Source organism: Nocardioides sp. BGA-UO-ETr-FS32 (assembly GCF_059567905.1).
The window spans coordinates 1-19573 of sequence record NZ_JCAQOX010000014.1; the positions used below are offsets into that span (position 1 = coordinate 1).

Sequence of the window (19573 nt, forward strand, 5' to 3'; positions counted from 1 at the left end):
GCGTCAGACAAGTCGAGGTCTTCCAGGATGAGCGTGTAGGAGCCTTCATCCTCGGGAGACCTCGACGTCTATCCCGGGACCGACGCGCCCGACCGATCTACACCCTCAACTGTGAAGAGCCCCGTTGCTGACCACTGCGGGGTGTCGGCGAGCAGGTCGAGAACCATGTACCGCAGGGCCGTCGACTTCCCGGCTCCGGGGTCGCCGATGACGATCTGCCGTTCCGAGGTGCCGAGCCACTCGTTGGCGGCAACGACGTGGTCACGCGGCGGGTCCCCGACATGGGTCGTGCCCCACGGTGTTGGGACATACCAGTCGCCGGCCATCGTCCCGCTCGTGCGAACGGACGTCTCGCCGGACGCCCCGCCTGCTTCTGCGGCCATGCCGCTGATGCCGGTACTTGCGGCTATGGGGCCGTCGGTGCTGGAGCCGTCGGCACTGGGGCCGCCGTCGGCAGGATGCGACCGCCGCGTCGCGGGCGCCTGATTCCACGAGGTCGTCAACTGTTCGAGGACGCCGACTGGCTCCAGATCCGGAGTGACAAACCGGTCATCAAGCGACGGTGCTCGATTCCCGCCGCGCAGTGACAGAAGCTGGCCCGAGTCGGCCACCGCGAACACGGCACCGTAGGCATCACGCAAAGCCGCCCGCAGTTCACCCACCTTCCTTGCATCCATCCGCGTTCCGAGCTCGTCGGCTGCTCGTTGACCGCAGAACACGCGAACCCACTCGCGACCAAAGAAGTCGTTCACCAGACGCGGACGTTCACGCAGCAGGTCCGACATGGCCTCGCGGTCCCAAACGACGAGATCGATGCCTATCAGGGCGAGTTCGGCGGCCTGAGCCTCGATGACGTCAGCAAGTTCAGTACGTACCCCGGTGTCCGAGGTCGCATAGATGAACTGTCGAGTCTTATCGGCCCACTTTCCGTGGCGGAAAGCAGCGATGGCCTCCTCGAACATCGCCTTCCCCACCTTGCGAACCCGCTTGGCCTGCAGTGACACCACGTTGCGTTGTGCCGAAGGCCGTCCGAGCAAAAGCGGGTCACGCGAGAAGACGTCGATGCCCCCCTGGTTCTGACCCGCCGTCCCGTAAAGGCGGGTCAACCTCGTCCCGACCGGATAGGAGCCGCCTGGGGAGGCGTTGTCGTCGTAGGCCTCAGTCAGTTCGAGCAGGCGCGCACACAGGCGCTCAAAGTCGGGCCAGTCGAGCTCTGGAGTCGGCAACGTCCGATAGGACTTGTCGAGCGGAGGATCAACACGTGATATCGGGGGCGTGAACAACCATCCGGGCGCCCGTGCCGCAGACGGAGGCTGTCCCGCTTCAACGTCCTCGGTCAACTCGCCCTCCGTCTGCGCTCATTCTTTGCCATGGTCGGCGTCACGCCGCCCGTCGCAAGTTCACCACGAGCGACCCAATAATGACCCCAGGGAGGCGACGGATGCCGTGCCCGGCTAGAGAGTCTCAAGGTGAGGAACCCTGACTGACGACGCATCTCGGCTATCGGCTCGGTCAAAGAGTTGGTAGTCCGCGGAGCCAGTGAGGTCGCGCGTTGTCCGTAGGCGCCGATTACGATGAGGCCAACCTCGTCATCGGCTGGCTGTGTCGTTTCCATTGACTGACCCGAGCGTCAGGATCCGTTGAATTCCTGGATGCGTTTGGTCAGTCTGATGACCTGCACCCAGGTCAAGATGACGAGCATCGCGAGGAACAGCCACACGATCTGGAACACAGCAAGCGCGGGCTGGTAATGCTTGAACGCCTTGAGGTAGTCGGTGGTGACAGCGCTCCAGGTTGAGTGCAGGACGAAAACCGCCGAGGGTGTCAAAGCAGCTGCCAGCAGAGTCCCGGCCAACGCGAGCGGCAATGCCATCCTCCATAGCGCCGTCCGCATGGCCTGCAGCGCGGGACCACGGTCAGCCGGGTGCTTCTCCTTCCGTGTCGACGTGGCTTCGGTGATCACCGGCATCCACTGTCCGTACAACACGGTCAGAGCGGCAAGTGCCAACCCTGCTGATCCGACGACGTCTGCTGTCGGTAGAAGATCGCTCATCCCTCGGTCAGCTTCAGGTAGGCGCTGTTCTTGATCTCATAGGTCGTGATCATGTTCCGTGCTCGCACGATCTGCGGAAGCGTCCCGTCCTTCGCCGCGAGACGGCGATTGAGAGCCTCGATGACGTTTTCAGAGTCCACGGTGATGCTCCATGAGTCGTTCTCCGCGTCCTGGATTGCGCCCTCGAGGGCAGAGGCCAAGGTCGCTGTGATGGCCTCCTGCAACTCGTACTGGTACTTCGACATCACTGCACGCAGGAGCGCCCGGCTCTGCGAAGTCGTTGTCTGGAAGAGGTCGCTGATCTGCTGCTCGGTTGGCAAGTGCCCGTGAAAGACATGACGAATGAGGAGGTAGAGCCGGTACTCGCGGACGTCTTGGCCTCGTGTGAATACGCGCTGTCCGAGCACCATTCTGACGTACTCCTCCGTTGCAGCGTCGGAAAACGTCTTCAACTCGTTCGTGACCTCGTCCTCCTTGCAACCGAAGATCTGAGCAAGTTGGGCAATCTCGTCGTCGGTAAACTGCATCTGCGCCACGTCATTACGCCCTTCTCATGTAGCTGTGCCTAATCGCTTCGACACGTGCGATGCATCGATCTCACCATGGCTCGAGCGCATCCATGACAGATTGTTCGGATCCGATGTCGCCGATCGCGGTCACAGTGTCACCAGTCGCTGGCCCCCAACCGTCGTTTCGCATCCGCGGGGCACGTCTCCGGATTCTCGTCGCGCATCGAGGGCATCGGCGGGCCCCGGGCCGAGCCGTCGTTCGTGCCCGATCTCGTCGACCCGGATGGTGGAGGTCCCTGACGCGGCATCGGTGGCTGCCGCGCACTTCCTGCCCTCGCGAATCGGTCAGCTCGCCGGACCTTCCATAGGGAACGCGCTGTACGTCGAGACCAAGCTGGCGTGCGACATGCAGGCTGCCGGAGAGGCAGGGTCCATCGTCACCCCGCTGTGCGATGACGGGGTCCGCTACCTCGACACGTACTTCTCCTCGTTGTGGGTCGCCGGGCAGGGCTGGGACCTGGCGCCGTACAGGCCGTGCTCTCACGGGCTTGGGACGACGGCACCTGGATCGGCTAAAGCCCCACCGGCGCGCGCCGGGGACGTCGTCCGCATCGGCGAACTGTTGATGGGTGATGAGCGGCTGCGCATCGACGTCCGGCAGCGGCTCCGCACTTTGTCGGCGCGCGTCTTACCGCTTGAGGCCGGGCCAGTGCCGTTCCAGGCGGTCTTTGGGACCCCACCCGCCTGAGAAGACAGGAGGTGGCCTGTAGGCCGCGTCGCTCTTCCGACGACGCTGCGCCGACTACGGTTGCCGAGTGGGAAGTTGGGCCAGTCTTCAGATCCTTGGGAAGGAAGTCTTCCATTGGAAGAGCGAAGTTGACCCCACCTTTTTGTTCCTGTTCACGCGGGACGACGTGACGTACACGCCGCTGGCCCCGGAAGCGGACGATCCCTTCCCAAATCCGCTACTCGTCCTCAGGTCGAGGGTACGCGTCCTTGCAGACCGTCTCGATGCATTGGGTATCGCAGCGACGGACTTGGATTCATGCCTCCGGCACTCCATCGAGGAGCAGTTGGAACTCATCGAGCAGATGGCGGACCCGCCGTGGGGGCTTGAACGCGATGAAGTGGCGATAGCCGAGCTTCAACATATGACCTTTGCGCGGTGGGTGGAGAGGGTCCGGGTTGCGCTGCCCAATCACGATCCCTTCAGCAGGACGCCGCCCCGTGGCGACTACATGGACCTCGAACCGCTGATGAGCCTGTGGGAGGACTTTGACCCTAGGTGGCTGCTGCGCGCGTTCCTCGAGGCCTGCGATCCAGATGAAGAAGTCGTTCTCGACCTAACCGACTTGGCGCTGGGTGGCTATCTAGAGGAGTACGACTTCGACCCCCAAGTCGCAGCCACAGTGATGTTCAGTGCTGCCCTCTTGAACGGGGTGCCCGCTGTCGTGATTACCGAAGGCACGAACGACGCAGAGTTCCTTCGTGCGGCGATCGAGGTGCGGCGCCCTCACCTCGCCCAGTTCGTTCGCTTCTACGACTTCGGGTCGGTTCCGGGTGGTGCCTCGTTCGCGCTGAGCACGGTGAAGTCGTTGGCCGCCGCCGGCGTCAGCAATCGCGTCATTGTGTTGCTGGACAACGACACGGCTGCTCGGGAGGCACGTCGCAGTATGAAACACGTGCGGCTGCCTGGCCACTATGCGATCGACCACTACCCACCCCTCGAGCTGGCGAGGAGTTATCCGTCGGTAGGGCCGACGGGAGCACACGTTGGCGACGTGAACGGCCATGCCTGTTCCATCGAGATGTATGCGGGTCGTGACGCTCTTACTGACCCTGCGACCGGAGACCTGCGCCCAGTGGTGTGGTCAACCCACATTCGAGCGGTTGGTGCATACCAAGGCGAGGTTGCCGACAAGGCCGCCATTCACGAGGCATTTCGGGCGAAGGTGGTCTCCGCCCTCGAAGACCCATCCGTCATCGACGATCAGGACTGGGACGGGATGGACGCCATCCTGGACAAGCTCATGGAGCTGCTGCGCTCCCTTGGCGTGCCAGATCCAGCACAACGCAATGCATTCACGCGCTAAGCACGGCACTCGTCCTCAACTCCGGCGGCCGTTTGCGGTCTACAACAAGATCTGGCGCTGCCGCGGGCACGGTCACCTGACGGTTGCGACGCGAAAGTCATTCCGCCGCGTGAGGGCCGGAGAGTCTGCTCACATGGCGATAAACGCGCGATCGGTTCTTGCGACTCGGTCATTCGGCGCGCTGCACGAAGCCTTCGGCGACAGGTCATCTAGCGTTGCACCGCGTTGGCGTCCGTTGCTGACAGGGGTGCCCCATGCTGAATCCCCCAGCCGTTGCCGCGATTCGCGCTCTGTCGAGAGTGGTGGGGTCGCCGCTCAACCTGGGCGTGAGCACCAATACGCGCCGTGCTTGCTGCACTCCAGAGCATCCTGCAACGGTCGCGAAGGCCGAACTGGGGAACGCAGCACGTAGATGCCATCGAATCAGTCATGGATGTCCCATCTCGCCCTTAGCATTACGGCCGCTGGGCATCGAGGCGCCGGCGACGCGAGGGGATGTGCTGTCCGTGTTTAGGAATGATGCTGTCGCCACCGTGATCTTCCGCGTGACGCCCACTGCCCGGCGTGAAGAGATCGGCTGGGCACGAGGACCGTGGCCTCTGCCTGTCAACGCCACGACAGCTACGCAGGCGATCAGGGCGACATACTTCCACCCCCGGGCCGCAGCGACGCTGTACGGGTCCGAGCAGGCACCGACCCGCTGGTGGACCGCACCGGACCGGCCCGCCACGTTCCGAGGCGCGGACGTTCTCGCCGTCGAGTACGTCTGGAACGACCAGGTCCGCGACACCGGCTTGCGCTCTGCGTCCGCCTACCTTCTGCTCCATGTCGGCCTCGGCTCCTGCGTGCCTGAGACGCTCGCAAGGCTCGCTTTCGCTGGCGGTGACGTCTTCGACACTGATGAAGCGGACCTTCGGATGCTCGCCGACGGCTGGTGCGAGCTGCCCGCCGAGAGTCGCTCGTTCCGGCAGCGCACGACCACCGTCTGCTTCGCCCGCCTCACGGACTCGGCTGAGCCGCCGCCGTACGCCATGAACATCGACGTTTCCGCGCGCTCGCAGTGGCTGTTCACGCTTGCATCTGCGACGCCGCCCGACCGCTTCCACCCGGACCCGGATGAGCCGCTGCCGCCCGAGACTGCCCTTTCTCGTTCCTGGCGCGGCATGGTGCTCCGCGACGGCGCCGCCTTCCTGGGACGTTCCGAGCCCGACGCCTTTCTCGACGGCGGCGTCGCAAGGGCTCTCATGCAGTCGGTGTACGTCGACGCGATCCTCCTCGGCCGGATGCAGTTGGACGCTCTCAGCGGTCTCGCCGAGGCGATCGCCAGTGTCAACGCCACGGACTCGGCCACAGCCAGCTCTGAACTGCGGGACATCCAGTACTGGCTCGACGACGTGCGCAGCAACCTCTGGTGGGACCGGGTGACCCACCACGGACCCGCCAACGAGATCCTGTCGGCCTTCCAGTCGCAGCACCGAACTCAGGACCTGCTCCGAGAAGTGGTGGCCGAGCTGGCTGACCGCGTCCGCTTCCACGGCATGCTCCAGGACGAGACCACTAACCGCCTGCTCAACGTAATCGCCGTCATCGGCGTCCCCATAGGTGTTGGACTCGCGGTTGCCCAGATCGTCACTTCGGCCGGCTTCATGGCCGCTGCTGTGTCGCTCCTGGTCTCGGCGCTCGCCGCGGTCGTGATCAGCCTGTCTCTGCAACGACGCTTCGCCACCAACCGAAGGACCCTGGACACGTGAACGACACACGCTCGCACTACGACCGCCTGGCGGCGACCTACAACGCCAACTGGGAGTACAGCGAGGAGTACCTCACCTGGATGAGCGACACCATCGCGAAGCACCTCGACGTCGCGGGAGCGGACATCCTGCTCGACATCGGCGGCGGCACGGGGATCTACAGCGCCCGGCTGCGTCGGCTGATGTCCCCGCGTGCCCGCGTCTTATGTCTCGATCCCTCGCAGGCCATGCTTGATCAGGCACCCGAAGGTATCGAAACGGTCCCCGCCTTCGCCGACGACGCGGTCCGGGTCCTCGCCGAGCGCGACGTCCCGCAGGTCGATCGGATGCTCCTCAAGGAGGTCGTCCATCACTTCGATGACCCGGCCGCGACCCTCGGACGCCTCTCGACGGCGCTCGGCCCAGGAGGGCGCCTGGTGATCGCGCTGCTGTCGCCAACGCTGGACTACCCGCTATTCCGTGCTGCGCACGAGGCCTTCGAGTCCAGGCAGCCGCACTACGACGACATCGCCGAGGCACTGCGGCGCGCGCACCTCCAGGTCTCAGTGGCGCACGAGGCGTTCGAGCTGGAGATCCCGGTAGCCACCTACGTGGACATGGTCCGTGACCGCTACATGTCGTTGCTCTCCGCCTTCGGCGACACCGAGCTGGCCACCGGCCTCCGCGAGATGGAGGCAGCGGCTCCCGAGTCCGGCGTCTACCGGTTCGCCGATCGGTTCGTGTTCGTGACCGGGAGCCGTAATGGATAGCCGGCTCGACGACCTGCGAAGGAAGCTCAAGTCGCAGCAGGTCATCGTGACCCGGCTCGGCCTCGATGTCGAGCGGCCACTGAAGTCGATCGACGCCGGCTTTCCCGAGAACGCCGTCACCCTCGTCGGCAAGCTCATCGAGCGGATCCTCAAGGAGTCGTGGGACTACTACGAGGTGATCGGCAAGCCCGAGGGCAAGGGCCTGAACGAGCTGATCAAAGGCGTCAAGGAGCACATCAACAGCCCGGGGGTGCTCCAATCGCTCGCGGACATCCAACAGCTACGCAACCGATCCGCGCACGACGGCTACCTCGTAGAGGAGCAGGACGCGCTGGTCGCGATCGCCCGGTTCGCCGTCGTTCTGGAGTGGTTGCAGGCGACCCGGCATGATCTCACGGGGACCGCCGACATCGTGCCTGACGAGGAGCTGGTCGCCCGCATCGAATTCGTCTCCGGCTTGTACGACGCCCTGGGATATCGGCTCCAGCTTCGCCAGGATCTCACCTCGTCGACGACGTATCTCCAGTTCGGCAACCAAGCGGGCAGCCACGCCGACTACGTCGAGATCGTCCTTGGCCAGTCCTACCTGGAGCTCTGCCAGATCTTCGAGAAGACCCACGGCGAGTTGCTGCGCACCGGCTATCCGAAGCTGACGCGCTTCGTCCTTGTCGACGACGAATTGGAGGAGGAGAGCCCGGGATCGCCGCTCAGCCCGGCGCGCATCGTCGGCTACCAGCAGTTCCTCGACACTGTCGTCGACTCCAAGGAGCTCTCACGGTTGGCCGCCGAGCAGGCCGCCCTCCGGCACCAGGGTGCCGAGATGGACCGGCTGCCGCTCATCGGCGATGTGCTGACCATCGACAGGCGCACCCTTGAGTACGCCATCCGTCGCGTTCCCGACGTCGAGTCGCTAGTTCGCCGGCGAGAGGCGGACGGCGGAAACCTACTCATAGTCGGCCCCGGAGGTATGGGCAAGTCCGAGATGCTGCTCCGGCTCGCCATGGAGCCCGCGCTCGGCGGCCGCTACCGTTTCTACCTCGATCTCGGGGACCGCCGCGACGGCGAGTCGTTCCCTGAGCTCGTGGTGCGCCAGGTGGGAGCGGCCTTTGCGATCCCCCGTCTCCAAGTCTGGGACTGTTTCCTCTACCTGGTGCGCTCCGGGCGGTGCGTGTGCCTGCTGGACGCCATCGACGAGGGCGTACCGGGTGGCGGGATCGACGCGGTCGTGGACCTGTTCGGCCAGCTCAGCGTCCTGCTGTCCCGGTCGTCGGCGACCGTGCTGACCTCTCGCCAGTCGTTCCTGCTTGATAGTCCATATGTCCGCCAGCTACTGCATCGGGACGCGCTCGTGTCCGAGAAGGTCTCCAGTAGGCTGGTGTCCGAAGGCGTCGACGTCCTGTCGCTGCCCGACTTCTCCTGCGTCCGGCTCACCGGGGTGGCGGACCGGCCGGGTGTTTCCCCGCTCATGCGGCTGCTCGCCGACCGAACCGGGCTCGACGGCGACGCGCTCTTCCCACTTGTCGAAGACTTCGTCGGCCGTGCCGCACGAGACGCCGGCGCGACCACGCATGACCTGGCCGACGCGATCGGCGCCGGGTGTTTGCGCGGCGAGAGCGTGGTCTCGGTCTTCGACCTCTTCCGTTCCATCGGTCCCACCGCTTTCGTGGACGGAATCCCCGAGGCGGACCAGTGCCGGCTCCTCGACCTGATGGCGCCTGTCAGCCGTGGCGAGCTGCGATTCCGCCATCAGGTCTTCCGCGAGTACCTCGCCGCTGACCACTATCTCCGTCATCCCGACTCCGCCGAGCTGGCCGGCGTCGCGGTGACGGACCAGTGCCGTGACTTCGTTCGCGCTCTTGCCGTCGGAAGCGAGCCAGGCGTAGGGGTGGTCGCGGGGACCTACCTCGTGGGACCGCCCGGACAGCTCCGGATCCATGCGCAGTCAACTCCGGTTCACATAGCGCGGCGACCCGTCACAGCTGGCGAGTACGCCGCGTTCCTCCGGGCCGTCGACGGTGACGACCCTGCGACGTACCAGCACCGGCTCCAACCGAGGGATGCCACCGTGCTGCCGTTCTACGAACGGCTCCAGATCCCCTCCCTGTACGACGACCCGCGATTCGCCGAGCACCCCGCGACCTGCGTTTCGTGGTGGGGAGCTTGGTCCTACGCCCACTGGGCCGGCGGGCGCCTTCCGACCTCGACCGAGTGGGAGCTGGCCGCTCGCGGGCGCGATGGCCGGTTTTTCCCGTGGGGTGACGAGGCCGACCCGACCCGACTTAACTGCGCCGACCACTGGTCCTCGCGGCTCTTCCCCTCCTGGGACGAGTGGCGCGCCGCCTATGACCGCGGCGACCTGGCGGCCGGAGCGCCGACAGCCGTTGGGGCCTTCCCGACCGGGATGTCGCCGTTCGGTTGTCTGGACATGGCGGGGAACGTCTGGGAGTGGACTGCATCGTGTCTCGAGACCGTTCCCGATGCCGTGATCGCCGGAGGCTCGTTCGACAACCCGATCCGCGGCACGCGGACGTTCAGCCGGGGAGCTTACCGGTTGAACGGCCGCAGCAACGCCGTCGGTCTTCGTATCGTCGTGCCCGAGGAGACTGGGGCATGACGGACTCGACAGCCGCCTACCTGGTGGGCCAGGTCGTCGCCAGCTTGACCCGCGGGGGTGGTGCGCGCGGCACCGGCAGCGTCTACAAGATTCGAGCCGACTCAGGCGAGGAGTACACGTGTGAGTATGTCGATGTGGTCACCGAGGGCTTCCGAACGCTCAAGACCGGAGACGTCGTGCGGTTCGCCGCGGACGACGAGCTGGGTGAGTTGCGCGCGCGCCAAATCCTGAAGATTGCCGACGCCACGCTGGACGACCTGTACACCAAGAGCATCACGCCCTTTGTGTCGGGGGAGACGGACCTCCAAGAACGGTGAAGCCCGGGAGTCAGCGCGCTTGGCGCCGTGGCTCGACCGATCCGCAACCGGGGCGTTCACTGATGGCGCACCGCAAGGACCGACTCCGGACGGGCGTAAGGGGTACTCCGACGCCTCGCACTGGCTCGCGCAGAGTATGCCCGGCCCTCTTCACGCGGTCACCGAAGTACGACATTCCGCCGCCTGTCGGGGACGCCGTCGACATCCAGATCCGCCCAGGAGCGTGGCGTCTCGGCATGATGACGCGGGGCTGGCTTCTCCGGCATGACCTCGACTATTCGCCTCCGCAGTAGCCCGGTTTGCACAAAGCGCTCGCGGCCGACCTACCCGGGTGTGACCGGCGTCCAGTGATATCCGTCGGAGGAGACGGAGATCGTTCGCACTCCGGTCCTGGCGATGATGACACCGCCAGAAGTGTCGATCCCCCCGGACCAATACGGACCGAGCAGGCTAGGGGCGCCGGCTAGGGGCTCGGGCACGCGGCTCCCCGGGGCGTAGCGCCAGATCTCGCCGGGCGGCCCGCAGATCGGTTTGGTGCACGGGATGTCGGAAACGAAGAGTCGGCCGAAGAGCAGAGCTCCATCGTCGGCGTACGCGATGCCGCCGAAGTAGGGTCGGTCCCAGGGCAGCGGGACCTGGTGGAATCGTTGCTCGTCATCTGTCTGCCACAGCGCGTTCACGTACGACGGCAGGTCCTGCAACCACGTCGTCGACACCGTCGCCTGCAGGTGTCCGGGCCCCACGGCGACCCCCGCTTGGCCGTACCCGAATCCTGAGCCGCCGGTGGACCTGCCTCCCGGCAGGTCGGCTTCGGTAGTGGTCCATGTGCGTCCGCGGTCGCTACTGGTCTCGAAGCGCCACTGCTGACCGCGACGCTTGAAGCCTTGGACGCTCACGATCGCTCCGCGTCGGCCCGGTACGTGCTTCCATACCTCACCGAACCGGGTGCCCTCGACCGGATAGATTTCCGCAGCATCGACGTCGGCAGCCCAAAGTTGCCGTGTCTGGACGTCGCCGAGACCGTAGATGACGCTGCCAAAGCGGTCGAGGTCGAGGAGCACGTCTTCGCCTCTCCGTGCTTGCGGCTCCAGGACTCGCAGAGGTTTCGTCTTGCCGTTCGGGTAGAAGACGAACGCCGGGTAGTTGATGAAGGGGTCCTGCTGCTGGGCCCTGACGGCCACCGCCCCACCTCCAAGCGGGCTGTAGTACACCAAGTAGGCGAGAGCGTCGCTGATGTACATCCGAGTGGCGTGAGCCCAGTTGTCGTCGGTGGTAGCGATGACCGTGCCTTCGTTCCCCGCGCGCGGGTCGAGGAACATCGCCACGGCGTCGGTCCGGGAGGTGTACTCGATCTCGCGCAGCTCGAGGTCTGGGCCGACGTGGTCGAGGAACTGGACGCGGTCGAGGAACCCGTCGAGCTTCTCTTGTCGCTTCGGCGAGATAGGTCCCTTCGTGGCCGTAGTCACCGGAGCAGTCGATGGACTCTCGTCGGAACTCTTGCTATCCGTGCTCTCGGGGGCAGATCTCCCACCGGGCTGGCTCGGGGAGCGTGACTCACTGCGCTGGCGGCTTTCCTCGCTGCACCCAGCGAACAAGACGACCATCGCTACCAGCGTGACGTAAGAGCCAACTGCGCGCATGAACCTCCGACAGGTACGCGGTGCTTGTCCACCTCACCTCAGAGTGCCCACATACCCCCGGTCTTGCAAGCGTGCGACATCCAGTCGCCACGCGAAGTGTGTCTTACCGCCGCGTGTCAGCGTGACTTTGGCCAATCGACGGGCTCGCCGAGTTCGGCTCTCATCTGGTCGCGAAGCTGAGCGTAGATCTTGTCCAGCTCAGCGTGATCTCCCGCGCTGCCGGCTTCGCGCCAACGCTCCACCAGCGTTCGTACCTCCTCGCTTCCGAAAGCCTCGAGGCCCGCCCTGGCCTTGATGCTCATTCGCACGCGTTCACCTTTGGGGAAGGTCTCTTCGAGCTTGTCTAGCTTGTCCTGCCGACCCTCTTGCGCATCGCGCCGACGGTGGGACTCAAGCTCGCCGTTTTCGAGTGCCGCCACGTAGGCATCACGCTTCTCCTGAAGGATGCGTGCATGGTCCTGAGCCTTCTGGTTCAACCGAACGACTTGCTCGGCGTGGGCGCGGCCCTGCGCTCCGCTCCACCATGTGAAGAAGATGCCGGCGAGGCCGACCACCGCGGTACCGGTCGGCCCCACCCATTCCCACGCCATCCACACATCTTGCACAGTCCGGCGAAGAATGTCAGCGACTACGGCACGAGCGTCTCCCCGGCGAGATGAGTCAGTCCGTCGCGAGCGGGCTCGGCCCGCGTCGCCTTGCGGCAGGGAAGTGGAGCGGCAGCGGTGCTGCAGTGACGGTCGCCGTCACCGAGCGCTACGCCCGCGCCGTACGCGCGTGGCGACATCGCCCGCAGCTACTGCTCGAGCCTGCGCAGGGCGAGGCCCTGCGCCTCCGAGAACTGACCAGTCCGTCGTGCCCATTCAGTGACGTCGGTGTCGCGTAGGCCGGCGAGCTGGTGGGGGTCGCGCTCGAGGTCGTAGAGCTCCCGATCCCCGGTGTCGTGGTGCTCGACGTAGGCGTGGGAGCCCTCCCGGAGCAGCGTCCAGTCGAGGTTCGTGTTCTCGATGAACAGGCGGCGTCGCCAGGAGGACCAGTCGCCGGACCTGAGCGGCTCGAGCATGGATCGGCCATCGAGCTCGCGCCCAGTGTCCGGGTCGAGACCGGCGATGTCGAGGGTGGTGGGCATCAGGTCGACCTGCGAGACCAGCGCATCGACGGTGCGCGCCTCGACGCCTGGTCCGCGCACGGCGAAGGGGATGCCCGCCGCCTCCTCGTACGGCTGCGACTTGGAGAGCAGCCGGTGCTCGCCCAGCAGGTAGCCGTTGTCGGAGACGAAGAAGATCCACGTCCTTCGGAGCTGGCCGGTCCCGCGCAGGACGTCCAGCACCTTGCCGATCTGGTCGTCGACGTCCTGCAGCTCCTCCAGCTTGCCCTCATAGATCTGCCGCATCCGACGACGGTCCTGTGGCGGCAGGTCTCGCAGCCACGTGGGCTTGTCGCTCATGTCGGGTTCGTTGAACGCCGGCGGGTCCCAGGCAACCCCGTCGAAGTCGTCGGCGTGCTCGGGACTCGGCGTGTAGGGGCCGTGGGGAGCTGTCGGGGCGTACACCGCGAACCACGGACCGTCGTCCTCGTGGCGCCGGATGAAGCGGCGCAGCCGCTGGGCGGCGAAGCGGTCGAACTCCCGCTGCGAGCCGACCTTCCGGACGGTGCCGTCGACGTTCACCCGGGGGTCGTCGATCATGCCGTCGAGCAGCGCGATCCAGCGGTCCCAGCCGGGGGCGACGTACGACGGGTCCTGGGCCAGTCCGTTCATGTACTTTCCGAAGTAGCCGGTGTCGTAGCCGGCCTCCTTCATCCTCGTCGCCGCCGTGTCCTGGTCATGCCCCTGAGCCACGAAGGGCTGATGGGTCATGTTGGTCTCGCACCCGTGGTTGTGGGGGTAGCGACTCGTGAGGATCGAGGCGCGCGCCGGCCCGCACAACGGCATCGCGCTGTAGCCCCGGCGGAAGTGCACCCCCTTGCGCACCAGCCGTCGCCAGGTGCGGTCCATCGACCGCAGCGTCGATCGCATCTGGTCGTCCGTGACGATCCACAGGACGTTGTCGGCCATGCGCCACACCCTACGCACGCGTGCCGTACCCGTCGCAGCCCTGACTCCCGGCTCAGCCGCCGAAGGCCGTCCTCAGGTCGAACCAGGTCGCCGTGTCTGTCGACGGTGCCACCGTGATCTTGGCGAGCAGCCGCTTGAGGTCCTCGATGTCGTAGCCCGTCAGCGGAGAGCCGTAGTTGTGGACGATGCGTTCGGTCCCGTCGACCTGGAGGACGACGGCGCTGACCTGCGACCTGTCGTCGCCGGTTCCCTGGAGACAGCCCGCGTCCCCGCGGTAGGAGAAGGCCTCGACGAACTGCAAGGAGGTCTGGGGCAGGTTGCACGAGGAGCTCGAGCCGGGTCGGCCCGTGATGCCGAGACCGCTCTCGAAGGAGGCGCGCCAGTACCGGCTGTTCGAGGGCAGGTCCACCTCCACGACCGTCTCCTCGCCGAGCACCTGGGCGAACGCCGTACCGAGGCGGAACGGCACGCGTACGGCCGCGCCGCCGGGACGGATCGCCTCCGCGATGGTGAGGATCTGCGCCTTCCTCGACGGCATGTAGGTGTCGTCCGACCTCCACACCGAAGCCCATGAGTCCGGCGCGTACTCCCAGACGAGGTAGGCCAGGTGGGAGCTGCCATCGAACCGCTCGACGAAGGTTCCGGGGACCCCGTGGATGCTGACCTCCTGCCGTGGTTGATCGGTTGCCGTCAGCCCCGGACCTTCGCCCTGGTAGTGGACGCGGACGGCGAACGTGGAGTTGGCCACCGCTACCTCGATCTCCTGACGGTCGGACCTGAGCGTCCCTGACAGCGCCGGCAGGCCCTCCGCGCGGAAGCCGAGCTCCTGCACGTCGAGGATCGACGACGGCGCGACCAGCGGGGCAGTCAGGCCGGGGTTCCCCGGCACCGGTACGAACGTGCTGCTGGGCGTCGGCGGGCCCGCGGGCTGCGGACGATCGGCCGGACCGTCGGCGGCGACGAGCGACGCGACAGCGACCACCGAGGCGAGGCCGAGGGCCGCCCCGCCGGCAAGCAGGCCGCGGCGTCGCCGTACGCGCCGTCGTCCCCGCTGGAGGTCGTCGGCGACCAGGACGGGCGGCGCGGCGATGTGGTCGTGGTAGTCCACGACCCTGCGCATGAGGTCGAGATCGTCGTTCATCGTTCGTCTCCCTGCCCGAGTGCGGCACCGAACGTCGGCGCCAAGGTCCGCCGGAGTGCGGCGACGGCGTCGGCGCTCTGGCTCTTCACGGTTCCGGGGCTGATCTGGAGCTCGGCGGCGGTCTCCTCGATCGTGAGGTTCCAGATGTGGCGCAGCACGATCACCCGGCGTTGACCGGGTGGGAGCGCCTGGAGTGCGGCCCTGATCGCATCGGCGTCCTCCATGGGGAACCCCGGCTCGACCGGCACGTCGCGCGGCTCGGAGGCCCGTTCGCGACGCCACGGCCGGCGGCGGTCGCTGTAGTGCGCGTTCACGATGATCCGGCGCACGTACCCGTCGATGTTGTCCATCCGCCCGACCCGGTCCCACGACGCGTACAGCCGCGCCAGGGCGTCCTGCACGACGTCCTCGGCACGATGGGGATCGCCACACAGCAGGCACGCCGTACGGAACAGCTGCGGCCGCCGCGCCACCACGTAGTCGCTGAACGCGGATTCGTCCATGGCGGGGCCTCCTCTCGGACACCTAACGCATCAGCATGGCCGAACTGTTGGGTCGAGAGGGCAACTTCCTGGAGCCGGTACAGACACGTGGCGCAGTGGCGTGGCGCGCGTCTAGTGTCCGGAGACATGGAAGGCCTTGTGCTCCGCGTCCGCCTCATCAGCGGCGACACCATGGACGTCACGTACGACGACCGCGCCGGGGCGAGCGAGGACGAGGTCGTCGACCACGTCGTCACGACGCTGTCGCAGGAGTCCGGCGTGCTGCGCTGTCGGCACGGCGGCCGGCTCCTCGTGCTGTACGCACGGGGGGTTGCGACCGTGGAGGTCGCGCCCCGCGGGGCCGTTCTCTAGCGAGACCGCGCCGGCGCCTCGTCACGACCCGGCGTGCCGGCGAGCGCCGAGTGTGGTGCACACCCATCATTGCTCCGTGGATCACAAGCCTGGGGCGCAGTGGACGATCACCCGAGACGGTCGGCCCGGGACACTGAGCCTGAACGCCGAGGGTTTCTCGCTGGACGTCGGTGCGGACGCAGACTTCATCGCCTGGGAACGGGTGCAACGCCTGTCCTTCCCCACGGCGTTCAGTGTGCTGATCGAGGTGGTGGACACGCCTTCCCTTGCGCTCGGATTCGCGAGCACCGGTCAGCAGCGGGAGTTCCGCTCGGCGATGGAGACGTACGAGACCCGCGCCGCAGCGGCCGGTGCCGACGTCGACCTGCCGCGTCTGGTCGCGCGCCCTGCCGATGTCCTCGTCCTGACCCTGCCGTCAGTCCCAGGACACGAGGTCGCCCAGGTCCTGGGCCTGGTGACGGCCAGCGCCGTCGTGAGTCGCAACATCTTCTCGGACGTGGGCTCCCAGCTGAAGAACGTGGTGGGCGGGCGTCTGCGTGGAGTCGAGAAGGCTGTCGACAGCGGCTTGCAGCAGGCGACCGCTGAGCTGACCGCTGCTGCTCGAGCTCTGGGTGCCAATGCCGTCATCGGTGCATCGATCGCGATTGCTCCGATCAATGACAACGGGAACACCGGATCGGCGGAGCTCATCCTGCTGAGCGGTACGGCGGTCATCAGCCAGCCCGTCGCGGAGACGTCCCGGGCAGCGGACGAGGGCTCGGTCCTGGAGCTGTAGGACCCACGACGGCGCCAGGCGCGAGGGTGAGCTCGCTCGGCCGGCAATCGCCGAGTGCCGTCCTCCGGAGAGTGGTAGGAACGCCTCATGGTGGCCGACCGGTACGACGAGCTGATGGCACGGCGCACGGCCCTGGAACGGGAGCTTCACAGCCGGATGGAACGCCATCAGGACGAGATGTCGCGCCAGCTCCCGCTCCTGGGGAGCTCTGCCCGAGGTTTCGGCAGCCGCACCGACGGCATTCGCCTCGCCGGGGACGGCTCGCTCGACGCCAGCCTGGAGCTGCGGGACGTCCACGGCCGTACGTCGACGGTGGTGCTGCGAGCAGATCCTCACGGTGGGGTGGTGGAGCACGTCGTCGGCGCGCGGGAAGGGACACAGGCCGTACGGCCGCCGCGCAGCGGGGACGAGGCGGCCGAGCGCCTCGACGCCGTCACGGCCTTGGCGGAGGCGCACCTCCCGAGCGGCGCGGCCCGCAGCTTTGTCGCTCTGTTGCGGCCGGCACTGAGACTGGAGCACGCCAGCGAAGGTGACCTGGTGGTGGCCCAGCTCGGCGGTCTACCGAGCCTGCCGATCAACTCGTGGCCGGTCTGGGACGGTCACGGGCCGCTGAGTCATGTGCTCAGCTTCGAGTGCGAGGCAGTCGGAGCCTTGCTGCCCGAGCTCGGACTGCCTGCCAACGGACGCCTCGCGTTCTTCTACTTCGACGGTGCCTTCGACAACTTCGCGAGCGCCGTCGGCACCTGGGACCCGGCGACACGGCCTGGATTCCGCGTGGTGCACCTCCACCCCGACCGAGCCGCGCCGCACGACCGCATGGACGTCGCTACTCCCGCCCCGCCTGGCCTCGCCGCCTTCCCCGCGGTCGCGCTGACAGCGGTCAGGACCGTCTCCTGGCCGGGGCATGAGTCGCCGATCGCGGAGGCCGTCTGGGCGAGCGCCGGCTTGGTCGGTCCCCGCCCCGGTGTGCCGGCGCCGCCAGTGGCCGCGCTCTACGAGGCGCTCCACGAACTCCCTCACAGTGGACTCGACACCCACCAGATCGGTGGGTACGCCTGCCCCCAACAGAATCCCGTGGAGCTGGAGATGGAACAGCTGCGGCGCGGGCTCACGGGCGAACCCTTCGAGTGGAGCGACCCGGAGATCCACGCCGAAGCGACGGGCTGGCAGCTCCTGCTCCAGGTGGCCTCCGATGACGACGCCGACATGATGTGGGGAGACGCGGGTCAGCTGTACTTCTCGGCCCGTAGCCCGAGCGACCCTGAGGACGCGCTCTTCACCATGCAGTGCGGCTGAACCGCGTCGGTCCGGAGCCTTGGTCTCACCATGTGCCCGCTCGCGCCCGACTGCGTAAGCGAGCACCCTCGGGCACACGGTGAGCAGGTCTAGGTCTACTCCGGGTTTGGATTCCGCACAACCATGGTTGAACGCGCTACTTCCTCCACCCCGTCAGACCCCTGCGGGTCAGCGTCGCGGGGAGGCACGAAGGAGGTGGATCTGCCGGCTGTTGCCGGTGATCCAGGCCATGGCGGCATGCCCGCGCGCTCCGATGGCAGCGCGGAACTCCCCGACCAGGCGGCCGTCGTTCGGCGTCACCGCGAGGGCCTCGGTCCACGGCTGCCCCGACGGCTTGTAGCGGGCCCACAGCCGTGGCGTCGGATCCTTGGTCCGCCACATGACGAGCGCGTCCCCGCGGGAGTTCACGGCGACGTGCGAGTCGACGTCGTCGAAGTAGCGCGGGTCGGGGACGTCGTCAGCGAGGACGCACGGAGCGCGCCATGCTCCGCCGGGCCCGCTCCGCCGCGTCATCAGGCGACGTTCTTCCCACCACACGTACAGGGCGCGACCGGTGCCGTCCATGGCGACCGGCCGGTCGGGGTAGAGGCCCTCGCCCGGCTGCGGGACCGGCTCACGCCACGTGCCGGAACGGGACATGCTGACCGTGTACGGGCGACGACCCTCGGTGCCACGGGACCCCTCGACCACGGCTGCGCCACCGGCACCGACGGCGAGGGAGCGAGCCCGGCCCGGCAACGGGTGCGGCCGGCTCCATCCGGCGAGCGGCGTACCCCTGACAACCATGGCGTCCTCGCCCTTCGTGCTGTAGAGCAGCACCGCGCGCCCCGCCTCGTCGATGCCCGCGTCCCACAACGGCCCCGACGTCGGTGCCACGAGCTCGGCCGGGGTCCACGCGGCGCCAGCAGAGGGTCGGTAGGCCACGTACGAGGAAGACGCGCCGCGGTCGTACCGGTCCCACGCGACGACCGCCGCTCCGGAGGAGCTCACCGCCAGCTCGGTGTTCCCGATGTTCCCCTCGTCCGCCACGTGCGGCACGGACGACCATGCGCCTCCGGGTGTCCGGTCGGAGAGCACGAGGTCGTAGTCCTCCGTGGTCTGGCCGCTGGCCAGCCGCAGGTCCTGCTGGAACGCGGCAGTGAGTGCACCCGAGCCGTCCACCTCGAGATGGTCACCCATGGGGAAGAGCGCGGAGACCCTGGCGCCGGCCGGCAGCACGTCGGGCGGCGGCCCCGGCAGCACCTGCGGATCACCCGGCCACGACGGCAGGCTGGACGTCTGCACCTCCCAACCCCTGCTGGACCTGGACCCGGACTCCCACGCCAGGGTCGCCGCGCCGCGTGGTCCGACGAGGAGGTCGCCGAGGCTTCCCCAGGCCACCTCCTCGGTCGTCTGGTCCCGGATGGTCAACGCGCTGCCTGACTCGGACGGGCAGGGCCGCGGACCGGTCGGTGCCGGATCCTCCTCGACGGCCTCGGTGGTCTGCGGCCGGTCGGCGTCGCGCTGCTGCACACCGTCGGATCTGCTCGCAGGCTCTGTCCCGTCACAGCCCGAGCTGGTGCCGACCAGGAGGACGAGGACGGTCAGGACTGCCCCATGCCCGCTCCGCCGTGGTGGAGGGTTCATGGGGCAATCCTGCGCTCGGCCCGATCCCGGCGTACAGGGCTGCGGTCCCGTACGGGCCGGGAAGAACCGAGGTTTGCTGAGGCCCCTCAGGTGGCACCATCC

18 protein-coding genes are annotated in these 19573 nt (G+C 67.2%); 9 read left to right on the forward strand and 9 right to left on the reverse strand.

Annotated features, from left to right (window positions below):
- Positions 1 to 68: 68 nt before the first annotated feature.
- The 3 genes from AC57BS_RS09855 to AC57BS_RS09865 all read right to left on the reverse strand — a co-directional run bounded on the left by AC57BS_RS09855 (position 69) and on the right by AC57BS_RS09865 (position 2589).
- Positions 69 to 1340 carry a hypothetical protein gene (locus AC57BS_RS09855; RefSeq protein ID WP_496411268.1) on the reverse strand — a complete coding sequence of 424 codons (1272 nt, stop codon included), beginning with the start codon at positions 1338 to 1340 and terminating at the stop codon, positions 69 to 71.
- 290 nt (positions 1341 to 1630) lie between these two features.
- Positions 1631 to 1969: a hypothetical protein gene (locus tag AC57BS_RS09860; RefSeq protein ID WP_496411269.1), complete on the reverse strand. Its 339-nt coding sequence runs from the start codon at positions 1967 to 1969 to the stop codon at positions 1631 to 1633.
- Between the two features lie 80 nt (positions 1970 to 2049).
- The gene (locus AC57BS_RS09865) at positions 2050 to 2589 is read right to left on the reverse strand and encodes a hypothetical protein (RefSeq protein WP_496411270.1); all 540 of its coding nucleotides are present in this window, start codon (positions 2587 to 2589) and stop codon (positions 2050 to 2052) included.
- Positions 2590 to 2872: 283 nt separating this feature from the next.
- On the opposite strand from AC57BS_RS09865, the gene AC57BS_RS09870 reads away from it, so the two are divergent.
- The 6 genes from AC57BS_RS09870 (at position 2873) to AC57BS_RS09895 (ending at position 10086) form a co-directional block, all read left to right on the forward strand.
- Positions 2873 to 3310, forward strand: coding sequence for a hypothetical protein (locus tag AC57BS_RS09870; protein WP_496411271.1), 438 nt, complete (start codon positions 2873 to 2875; stop codon positions 3308 to 3310).
- Between the two features lie 67 nt (positions 3311 to 3377).
- Positions 3378 to 4655 (forward strand): HEPN/Toprim-associated domain-containing protein, encoded by a 1278-nt coding sequence (locus AC57BS_RS09875; RefSeq protein WP_496411272.1) that lies wholly within the window; start codon positions 3378 to 3380, stop codon positions 4653 to 4655.
- 533 nt (positions 4656 to 5188) lie between these two features.
- Positions 5189 to 6406, forward strand: coding sequence for a hypothetical protein (locus AC57BS_RS09880; protein ID WP_496411273.1), 1218 nt, complete (start codon positions 5189 to 5191; stop codon positions 6404 to 6406).
- Positions 6403 to 7155, forward strand: coding sequence for a class I SAM-dependent methyltransferase (locus AC57BS_RS09885; RefSeq protein WP_496411274.1), 753 nt, complete (start codon positions 6403 to 6405; stop codon positions 7153 to 7155). Before AC57BS_RS09880 ends, AC57BS_RS09885 begins: the two co-directional genes overlap by 4 nt.
- Complete coding sequence (locus tag AC57BS_RS09890; RefSeq protein ID WP_496411275.1) at positions 7148 to 9769, forward strand: SUMF1/EgtB/PvdO family nonheme iron enzyme; 2622 nt, start codon at positions 7148 to 7150, stop codon at positions 9767 to 9769. The genes AC57BS_RS09885 and AC57BS_RS09890 overlap by 8 nt, the downstream gene beginning before the upstream one ends.
- Positions 9766 to 10086, forward strand: a complete 321-nt coding sequence (locus AC57BS_RS09895; protein ID WP_496411276.1) for a hypothetical protein — start codon at positions 9766 to 9768, stop codon at positions 10084 to 10086. Before AC57BS_RS09890 ends, AC57BS_RS09895 begins: the two co-directional genes overlap by 4 nt.
- Positions 10087 to 10409: 323 nt before the next feature.
- Here AC57BS_RS09895 and AC57BS_RS09900 read toward each other — a convergent pair whose 3' ends face one another.
- The 5 genes from AC57BS_RS09900 to AC57BS_RS09920 form a co-directional block, all read right to left on the reverse strand.
- Entirely contained in the window at positions 10410 to 11552 is a 1143-nt protein-coding gene (locus AC57BS_RS09900; RefSeq protein WP_496411277.1) for a hypothetical protein, read from the reverse strand.
- A gap of 290 nt (positions 11553 to 11842) precedes the next feature.
- On the reverse strand, positions 11843 to 12316 hold the full coding sequence (locus AC57BS_RS09905) for a hypothetical protein (protein WP_496411278.1): 474 nt from the start codon (positions 12314 to 12316) through the stop codon (positions 11843 to 11845).
- A 203-nt stretch (positions 12317 to 12519) separates the two neighbouring features.
- Entirely contained in the window at positions 12520 to 13779 is a 1260-nt protein-coding gene (locus AC57BS_RS09910) for a sulfatase family protein (RefSeq protein ID WP_496411279.1), read from the reverse strand.
- 52 nt (positions 13780 to 13831) lie between these two features.
- Positions 13832 to 14920, reverse strand: coding sequence for a hypothetical protein (locus AC57BS_RS09915; RefSeq protein ID WP_496411280.1), 1089 nt, complete (start codon positions 14918 to 14920; stop codon positions 13832 to 13834).
- Positions 14917 to 15423, reverse strand: coding sequence for a SigE family RNA polymerase sigma factor (locus AC57BS_RS09920; protein WP_496411281.1), 507 nt, complete (start codon positions 15421 to 15423; stop codon positions 14917 to 14919). The genes AC57BS_RS09915 and AC57BS_RS09920 overlap by 4 nt, the downstream gene beginning before the upstream one ends.
- A 126-nt stretch (positions 15424 to 15549) precedes the next feature.
- On the opposite strand from AC57BS_RS09920, the gene AC57BS_RS09925 reads away from it, so the two are divergent.
- From AC57BS_RS09925 to AC57BS_RS09935, 3 genes are all read left to right on the forward strand, one after another.
- Complete coding sequence (locus AC57BS_RS09925) at positions 15550 to 15774, forward strand: hypothetical protein (protein WP_496411282.1); 225 nt, start codon at positions 15550 to 15552, stop codon at positions 15772 to 15774.
- A gap of 76 nt (positions 15775 to 15850) precedes the next feature.
- A complete protein-coding gene (locus AC57BS_RS09930; protein ID WP_496411283.1) occupies positions 15851 to 16549 on the forward strand; it encodes a YbjQ family protein in 699 nt (232 codons plus the stop codon).
- An 87-nt stretch (positions 16550 to 16636) separates the two neighbouring features.
- Complete coding sequence (locus tag AC57BS_RS09935) at positions 16637 to 17845, forward strand: YwqG family protein (protein WP_496411284.1); 1209 nt, start codon at positions 16637 to 16639, stop codon at positions 17843 to 17845.
- Positions 17846 to 18013: 168 nt separating this feature from the next.
- Here the strand turns inward: AC57BS_RS09935 and AC57BS_RS09940 are convergent, their stop codons facing one another.
- On the reverse strand, positions 18014 to 19471 hold the full coding sequence (locus AC57BS_RS09940) for a hypothetical protein (RefSeq protein WP_496411285.1): 1458 nt from the start codon (positions 19469 to 19471) through the stop codon (positions 18014 to 18016).
- Between the last annotated feature and the right edge of the window lie 102 nt (positions 19472 to 19573).